Below are 7,770 nucleotides of genomic sequence, written 5' to 3' on the forward strand. Positions count from 1 at the left end.
ATTCGACGCTCGCGTGTTAGAACGGCGCGGTTCGCGCGGATCCGGGACGCGCAGCCGGGTTAAGGCCTTTTGGGGGCGTAAGGCCTTGGTGGGTAAGGTTTTGGGGAGAATAGAATGAACCGTTTTCGTCGTATCGCTCTGGCCGCGCTGATCCCGGCAGCGGCCTTGTCGTTTGGCCTGTCCGACACGCTGGCGCAAACCCCGAGCCCGGCGCCGGCTGCATCGGCAAGTCCTTCTTCGACAAGTCCTTCTTCGACAAGTCCCTCGCCGGCTCCGGCCGCGAGCGCCTCGCCGGCACCCGCGGCAACGCCCTCACCTGCGCCAGCCGCCAGCGCCTCACCGTCACCCAGCCCGGCCGCGCCGGCTGCGGCCGCAACGCCGGCTCCCGTGCAGACCGCCGATCCGTTCGGCCAGGAGACCACGCTCGAGCCCAGGAAGGTCGTGATGGTCAAGGGCACCGCCAATTGGGATTCGGCCTTCGACACGCTGATCGACGCCTTCAAGGCGCTGAACGCGCTGCTGGACAAGCAGGGCATCAAGCATGCCGGCAATTCGATGATCGTCTACACCTCGACCGACGACACCGGCTTCACCTTCCTCGCCGAGATCCCGGTCGATCAGGACCCGCAGAAGCTGCCCAAGGACATGAGCATGGGCAAATCGCCGGAGGGCAAGGCGCTGAAATTCGTCCATCGCGGCTCCTACGACAACATGGACAACACCTATGAGGCGATCACCAATCACCTCGACGACAAGAAGCTGGAAGCCAAGGACACATTTGTCGAGGAGTACCTCACCGATCCCCTGAAGACGGCCGAGGACAAGCTCGTGATCAACGTGTTCGTGCCACTGAAGTGAGATCGATGAAAAAGCCTGCCGTCCTCGCCGCCGCTTTCGCCGCCACGCTGCTGGCAGCACCTGCGTTTGCCGATGATTTTCCCGCTGCCATCACGGTGAGCGGTGAAGCCACGGTGTCCGCCGCCCCCGACCTCGCGCAGATCGACGCCGGTGTCGCCAACGATGCCAAGAGTGCGAAGGAAGCCTCCGACGCCAACAACGCCGCAATGGGCAAGGTGCTGCTGGCGCTGAAGGGCGCCGGCATCGCCGAGAAGGATTACCAGACCTCGCGCCTGTCGCTGCAGCCGCAATACGGCCAGAACAAATCCACCGGCGCCTCGCCCGTGGTCGGCTTCCGTGCCAGCAACCGCGTCACCGTGAAAATCCGCGACGTGACCAAGGTGGCCGGCATCATCGACACGCTGGTCGGCGCCGGCGCCAACGACATTGGCAACATCTCCTTCGAGGTGACGCAGGCGTCAAAACTGCTCGACGACGCCCGCGAGCAGGCGGTCGCCGATGCCCGCCGCAAGGCCGAGATCTACGCCAAGGCCACCGGCATCACGTTGGGTGCGCCGCTGAGCGTCTCCGAGGCCGGCGCGCCGGTACCGCTGTTCAAGGCGAGAATGGCGACGGCGCCGATGGCAGCACCGGCTGCCGTCGCGCCAGGCGAGGAGACACTGTCGGTGACGGTGAATGTGAGCTGGGCTATCAAGCAGGGGCAGTAGCGGCGCTCGCAAGAGGCTTGCTGCCGCCGCACACAGCCGTCGTCCCCGCGCAGGCGGGACCCAAAACCACAGGCAGTGGTTGTCGCGCGAAGCCGGTAGCTCCGAGTCTTCGCCAAACATCTCCCTGTGGTTATGGGTCCCGGGCTCGCGACTTCGTCGCGAGCCCGGGACGACGAGCTGCATGTACGGCAACAGCGGAGCTAAATCTCCGCCACCTGCCCCGGCTTCATCGCCACGAACCGCTCCTGCGGAATCTTCGCGGCATCCAGCGCCTCGGCCAATGCCTTCGCCGGTGCGTCGATCGCCTCATCCGTCAGCTGGAACGTGCCGTGATGATGCCCGAGCGCATCCTGCGCGCCGCAATCCAGGAGCGCCTTCACGGCATCCTCGGGATTCATGTGTTGGTCGCGCATGAACCAGCGCGGCTCGTAAGCACCGATAGGCAAGATCGCCAGGCGCAGCGGCCCGTGCTTCTCCGCGACGCGGCGGAAATGCGTGCCGTCGCCATAGCCGGAATCGCAAACGACGTAGATTTTCCCCGCAGGCGTCTCCAATACAAAACTCGCCCACAACGCCTTGTTGCGGTCGAACATGCCGCGCGCCGTCCAGTGCCGCGTCGGCACCAGATGCACGGCGATGCCGCCACCAAGCTCGACGCGGTCGTGCCAGTCGAACGCCTCAGCCTTGATCGACGAGTCGGTACTGCGCATCGTCACGTCGTTGCCGAGCGGCGTCACCACGCGCGGGGCAAAATTCTTGGCGAGCCGCGACAGCGTCGCGATGTCGAGATGATCGTAATGGCCGTGAGAAACCAGTACGACGTCGACCTTCGGCAGCTTCTCGAAGGCGATGCCGGGGTCGTTGTGACGCTTTGGTCCGGCGAAGCTGACGGGCGACACCCGCGATGACCAGACGGGATCGACGAGGATGTTGAGGCCGCCGGTCTGGATCAGCCAGCTGGCGTGGCCGACGAAGGAAAGCCGCACCTTGTCGCCGTCGACACGCTCCGGCGGAGTGTCGGCATGGGGGCTCGGCGCCCAATCCGGCCAAATCGCGCGCTGCCGCTTGCCGCCGAACTGCCAGCGCAGCACCTCACGAAGCGATTTCGGCGGCACGCCGTCCGGATCGAAGAAGTTCAGGCCGTCGAAATGGTCGGAGACCGGGCCGTCATAGGTTTTCATGCGGGACATCCAAAGGGATGGAACGCCGATCAACGTGCCCGCTCCGGCAAGCAATCCAAAGAGGCGGCGGCGGGTGATCGGCACGGTGCGGGTTTCAGGGATGGACGGGGCGGTAAGACATCACCGCCTATATGGGCGGGGCCGCGGGAAAAGGAACCCGTCGCCGAAAAGGTCATATTTTCAAGGTCTTGCCTTCTAAGGCGGCCCCCACCACCCCAACTTTCCTTGACTTTTGGGCCTGGGCGGCGTTTAACCCGCGCACTTTCTCGGAAAGGCTTTCTTTTCGAACCGCCGACTGGCCCCGGAGGCCAGAGGCTAACGCCCGACAGCGCTGTGCGCCCTCGGGCGCAAAGATGTTTGGAAGATCGCGTTTCTCGCGAGCAGGACAAGGACAACGGCATTGTTCGACAATCTGTCGGAACGGCTTGGTGGCATTCTCGATCGTCTGACGGGGCGCGGTGCGCTGACCGAAAAAGACGTCGACGCCGCGATGCGCGAGGTCCGCCGCGCGCTACTGGAGGCCGACGTCGCGCTCGAAGTGGTGCGCAGCTTCACCGAACGCGTCCGCGAGCAGGCGATCGGCGCCACCGTCGTCAAGTCGGTCACGCCCGGCCAGATGGTGGTCAAGATCGTCCATGACGAGCTGATCAACACGCTCGGCGCCGAAAGCCAGACCATCGACGTCAATTCGGTGCCGCCGGTGCCGATCATGATGGTCGGCCTGCAAGGCTCCGGCAAGACCACCACCACCGCAAAGCTCGCCCGCCGCATGGTCCAGCGCGACAAGCGCAAGGTGCTGATGGCCTCGCTCGACGTCTATCGTCCGGCGGCGATGGAGCAGTTGGCCGTGCTCGGCCGCGACCTCGACATTCCGACGCTGCCGATCGTGGCGGGACAGCAGCCGGCTCAGATCGCAAAGCGCGCACTGGAAGCCGGCAAGCTCGGCGGCTACGACGTCGTGCTGCTCGACACCGCCGGCCGCACCACGCTCGACGAAGACATGATGGCGGAGGCGGCCGCGATCAAAGCCGCCGCCAATCCGCATGAAGTGCTGCTGGTCGCCGACAGCCTCACCGGTCAGGACGCCGTCAACCTCGCCCGCGCCTTCGACGAGCGCGTCGGCCTCACCGGCATCGTGCTGACACGTGTGGACGGCGACGGCCGCGGCGGCGCCGCGCTGTCGATGCGCGCCGTCACCGGCAAACCAATCAAGCTGCTCGGCACCGGTGAAAAGACCGACGCGCTGGAGGACTTCCATCCCGATCGTATCGCCGGCCGCATCCTCGGCATGGGCGACGTGGTCTCGCTGGTCGAGAAGGCCGCCGCCAACATCGACGCCGAGAAGGCCGCGCGCACCGCCGAGCGCATGCGCAAAGGCCAGTTCGACCTCAACGACATGCGCGAGCAGCTGTCGCAGATGGCGAACATGGGCGGCATCAGCGGGCTGATGGGCATGATGCCCGGCATCGCCAAGATGAAGAACCAGATCGCGGCCGCCGGCATCGACGACAAGATCCTGAAGCGCCAGGTCGCGGTGATCGATTCCATGACGCGCGACGAGCGGCGTCATCCCGATTTGCTCAAGGCCAGCCGCAAGAAGCGCATCGCCGCGGGAAGTGGCCAGAGCGTCGAGCAGGTCAACAAGCTGCTGAAGATGCACCGGAACATGGCCGATATGATGAAGGCCATGGGCTCGGGCAAGCGCGGCCCGCTCGCCGGCATCGCGCAGGCGATGGGTTTTGGCGGCGGCATGAAGCCGCCTTCGCCGGAAGAGATGAAGGCGCTGCAGGAGAAGATGCAGGGTGGCGGCGGCGGCCTTCCGAATCTGCCGAAGGATTTGCCGGCCGGGCTGCGCCAGGGTCTTCCGAACGTTCCGGGGATCACCGGGCTGAGCGGCAAGCCGATGCTGCCGGGCCTCGGCGGTTTCCCAGGCAAGAAGAAATGAGGAATTCGTCGCGGGGGATCGCAAGCATCTCGCGCAACGCGGAATACCAATCAACCGAACAAAACGTACTTTGAAGGAGAACTAAATGTCCGTCGTTATCCGCCTCGCCCGCGCAGGCACCAAGAAGCGTCCCGTCTATCACGTCGTCGTCGCCGATTCGCGCTTCCCCCGCGATGGCCGCTTCATCGAGCGTCTCGGCTATTTCAACCCGCTGCTGCCGAAGGACAACGAGACCCGCCTCAAGCTCGACATGGACAAGGTGAAGGCCTGGCTCGCCAAGGGCGCGCAGCCGTCCGACCGCGTGTCGCGTTTCCTCGACGCCGCCGGCGTCAAGAAGCGCGAAGCGCGCAACAATCCGGAAAAGGCCGTGCCGCGCAAGGAGCGCAAGGCGCAGGCCGAAGCCGCCGCGAAGGGCTAAGGTTAGATCATGTCGGCGCTGGTCTGCGTCGCGCGGATCGGCGCCGCGCATGGTGTGCGCGGTGCGGTCAAATTGTGGACCTTCACCGAAGATCCCTTTGCAGTGCGCCGCTATGGTCCGCTGCTGTCCAAGGACGGCAAGCGCCAGTTCGAGGTCGCGACGGCGCGCGAGGCCAGGGATCATCTGGTCGCGACGTTCAAGGGCGTCACGACCCGCGATGAGGCCGAGCGCCTCAACGGCATCGAGCTCTACGTCGCGCGCGAAAAGCTGCCCGCGACCGACGCGGACGAATATTACCACACCGATCTGATCGGGCTCGCCGCCGTCACCGCGGACGGCGATGCGCTCGGCCGCGTGCTCGCGATCCATAATTTCGGCGCCGGCGACATCATCGAGATCGCGCCGCCGAAGGGCACGACGCTGCTGCTGCCTTTCACCAACGCGGTGGTGCCGGAAGTCGATCTTGCTGGCGGCCGCGTCGTGATCGCGCTGCCGCAGGAGATCGAGGGGGAAGACGAAGCGTCATCGTCATGATAACGGCCCGCGAATAATCTCCACAAGAATAAGGGGCTGCGAGATGCCTCGCCTGGAATCTTCAATCAAAGGCCACCTGAGTCCGGTGCTCAAGAGCGACGGATTCTTCGGCTCTGGCCGTACTTTCCGTCGTATCTCAGAAGAGCACATTCACGTCGTTCAGGTCCAAGGGTCGCGATACGGTAGCAAGTTCGCCGTAAACCTCGGCATCCAACCTCGGAGTATCCCGGATGTCGTTGGCAACTCACCCGATGCAACCAAAATCAGAGAAGAGCTCTGCGAGTTTCGGCGAAGGATGTCCGAAGCAACGAGTGATCAATGGTGGGAATATGAGGCGTCGAACGAGAGCATGGACGCCGCCGTTCAGGCGGCTGCATCGGTCTATAAGGCAATTGGTCGAAGGCTCTTCTCCGAACTGTCGGGGGCAGAATCTCCGCTGCACAAAGTCACGCCTGGGCAATTCGAGGCTGGGCAGTATAGCTTTTCAGGTTTCGGCTCCACGAAAGTTCGAATGGCGCGCTCATTGGCGCTCATGCGGCAATCGATTGGCGACCTGGTCAACGCCAACGCCTTCGCCCGGATTGCGTTGGCGAGCCTAGGAAATGCCTCCGCTCTTCGTGCGGAGCTGGAAGAACTGTGTAGGGCAACCGAAAGCTAACGAGGTGCCGGGGCGTGGAGATGCCACTCGGATGCCCCCCATGCAGGTCTCGACCTGTCGGCCGCAATGCCCTAACCAGCGGCCATGACGACTTCCTCACCCTGGCGCGCGACGGTGCTGACGCTGTTTCCGGAGATGTTTCCGGGACCGCTCGGCGTGAGCCTGGCCGGCCGGGCGCTGGCCTCCGGGCTCTGGGAGATCGAGACGCGGGACATCCGGGCCTCCGCCACCGATCGCCACCGCAGCGTTGACGACACCCCCGCCGGCGGCGGGCCGGGCATGGTGCTGCGGGCCGATGTCCTGGCCGCGGCGATCGATGCCGCGGAGATCAACCCTGAGCGGCCCCGCCTGCTGATGAGCCCGCGCGGTCGGCCATTGACCCAGGCCCGCGTCATTGAACTCGCCGAGGGTCCCGGCCCGCTGATCGTCTGCGGACGCTTCGAGGGGGTGGACCAGCGGGTGATCGACGGACGGGGGCTGGAGGAGGTCTCGATCGGCGATTACGTCCTGTCCGGCGGCGAAATCGCCGCGCTGGCCCTGATCGACGCCTGCGTCCGGCTGCTGCCGGGCGTGATGGGCAAGGAAGCCTCGGGAACCGAGGAGAGCTTTTCGGAGGGCCTGCTCGAATACCCCCAATACACGCGACCGCAGCTGTTCGAGGGAGTCCCGATCCCGGACATCCTGACCTCGGGCGATCACGCCAGGGTCGCGAGCTGGCGGCGGGCGCAATCCGAGGCCCTGACGGCGGCCCGGCGGCCCGATTTGTGGGCCCAGATCCCGCCCAAGCCCCCGAATCGGGCGGGACGCCAAAAAACGCCAAAAAACAAGACAGACGGGTGACAAACGCTCCGGCTTGCCTTATAGCAGCGGCCAAATCCGCAATAGCTGGATAGACGAATTTCGCGCAGCCCCCGTTGAAAAGGCTGGGCGCGCCGATGGAGATTTACCCATGAACCTGATCCAACAGCTCGAAAAAGAGCAATTCGACAAGCTCTCCGCCAGCAAGGAGATTCCGGAGTTCGGCCCCGGCGACACCGTGATCGTCAACGTGAAGGTGGTCGAAGGCGACCGTACCCGTGTGCAGGCCTATGAAGGCGTCTGCATCGGCCGCTCCGGTGGTGGCCTCAACGAGAGCTTCACCGTTCGCAAGATTTCGTACGGCGAGGGCGTGGAGCGCGTGTTCCCGGTGATGTCGCCGATGATCGACTCGATCAAGGTGGTGCGCCGCGGCAAGGTGCGTCGCGCCAAGCTTTATTACCTGCGCCAGCTGCGCGGCAAGTCGGCCCGTATCGTCGAGAAGACCGAGCACGCCAAGGCCGTCAACGAGTAAGCTCCGCTTACAGACGAGTTTCGAAAAGCGCGGGGCCAAACCCGCGCTTTTTTTTGTGCTGCAGCACGTCCACCCCCGTCATTGCGAGCGAAGCGAAGCAATCCAGACTGTCTCTGCGGAAAGATTCTGGATTGCTTCG

The 7,770-nt window shown here is 64.7% G+C and carries 9 protein-coding genes; 8 read left to right on the forward strand and 1 reads right to left on the reverse strand.

Annotated elements, in window-relative coordinates; genetic code table 11:
* The first annotated feature begins 114 nt into the window (after window positions 1-114).
* Window positions 115-858 (forward strand): GyrI-like domain-containing protein, encoded by a 744-nt coding sequence (locus OC450_RS31470; protein WP_262049299.1) that lies wholly within the window; start codon window positions 115-117, stop codon window positions 856-858.
* Between the two features lie 5 nt (window positions 859-863).
* Window positions 864-1,565: an SIMPL domain-containing protein gene (locus OC450_RS31475; RefSeq protein WP_262049300.1), complete on the forward strand. Its 702-nt coding sequence runs from the start codon at window positions 864-866 to the stop codon at window positions 1,563-1,565.
* A gap of 200 nt (window positions 1,566-1,765) precedes the next feature.
* On the opposite strand, the gene OC450_RS31480 is transcribed toward OC450_RS31475, so the two are convergent.
* Window positions 1,766-2,830: an MBL fold metallo-hydrolase gene (locus OC450_RS31480; protein ID WP_211383634.1), complete on the reverse strand. Its 1,065-nt coding sequence runs from the start codon at window positions 2,828-2,830 to the stop codon at window positions 1,766-1,768.
* Window positions 2,831-3,146: 316 nt separating this feature from the next.
* Here OC450_RS31480 and ffh point away from each other — a divergent pair, with 316 nt between their 5' ends.
* From ffh to rplS, 6 genes are all read left to right on the forward strand, one after another.
* Window positions 3,147-4,691 (forward strand): signal recognition particle protein, encoded by a 1,545-nt coding sequence (ffh, locus tag OC450_RS31485; RefSeq protein ID WP_211383635.1) that lies wholly within the window; start codon window positions 3,147-3,149, stop codon window positions 4,689-4,691.
* 85 nt (window positions 4,692-4,776) lie between these two features.
* Window positions 4,777-5,109: a 30S ribosomal protein S16 gene (rpsP, locus tag OC450_RS31490; protein ID WP_014438992.1), complete on the forward strand. Its 333-nt coding sequence runs from the start codon at window positions 4,777-4,779 to the stop codon at window positions 5,107-5,109.
* Between the two features lie 9 nt (window positions 5,110-5,118).
* A complete protein-coding gene (gene rimM, locus OC450_RS31495) occupies window positions 5,119-5,643 on the forward strand; it encodes a ribosome maturation factor RimM (RefSeq protein ID WP_262049301.1) in 525 nt (174 codons plus the stop codon).
* A 43-nt stretch (window positions 5,644-5,686) separates the two neighbouring features.
* Complete coding sequence (locus OC450_RS31500) at window positions 5,687-6,301, forward strand: DUF4304 domain-containing protein (protein ID WP_262049302.1); 615 nt, start codon at window positions 5,687-5,689, stop codon at window positions 6,299-6,301.
* An 84-nt stretch (window positions 6,302-6,385) separates the two neighbouring features.
* Entirely contained in the window at window positions 6,386-7,141 is a 756-nt protein-coding gene (gene trmD, locus OC450_RS31505) for a tRNA (guanosine(37)-N1)-methyltransferase TrmD (RefSeq protein ID WP_262049303.1), read from the forward strand.
* 109 nt (window positions 7,142-7,250) lie between these two features.
* Window positions 7,251-7,631: a 50S ribosomal protein L19 gene (gene rplS / locus OC450_RS31510; protein ID WP_211383638.1), complete on the forward strand. Its 381-nt coding sequence runs from the start codon at window positions 7,251-7,253 to the stop codon at window positions 7,629-7,631.
* The last annotated feature ends 139 nt before the right edge of the window (window positions 7,632-7,770 follow it).

This window comes from Bradyrhizobium sp. Bra78 (assembly GCF_024519855.1).
Lineage (GTDB): Bacteria > Pseudomonadota > Alphaproteobacteria > Rhizobiales > Xanthobacteraceae > Bradyrhizobium > Bradyrhizobium japonicum_G.

Excerpts from the sequence above, each read along its gene's own strand:
- OC450_RS31470 (WP_262049299.1), top strand. The coding sequence starts at position 115 with ATGAACCGTTTTCGTCGTATCGCTCTGGCCGCGCTGATCCCGGCAGCG.
- OC450_RS31475 (WP_262049300.1), top strand. The coding sequence starts at position 864 with ATGAAAAAGCCTGCCGTCCTCGCCGCCGCTTTCGCCGCCACGCTGCTG.
- rpsP (WP_014438992.1), top strand. The coding sequence starts at position 4,777 with ATGTCCGTCGTTATCCGCCTCGCCCGCGCAGGCACCAAGAAGCGTCCC.
- rimM (WP_262049301.1), top strand. The coding sequence starts at position 5,119 with ATGTCGGCGCTGGTCTGCGTCGCGCGGATCGGCGCCGCGCATGGTGTG.
- OC450_RS31500 (WP_262049302.1), top strand. The coding sequence starts at position 5,687 with ATGCCTCGCCTGGAATCTTCAATCAAAGGCCACCTGAGTCCGGTGCTC.
- trmD (WP_262049303.1), top strand. The coding sequence starts at position 6,386 with ATGACGACTTCCTCACCCTGGCGCGCGACGGTGCTGACGCTGTTTCCG.
- rplS (WP_211383638.1), top strand. The coding sequence starts at position 7,251 with ATGAACCTGATCCAACAGCTCGAAAAAGAGCAATTCGACAAGCTCTCC.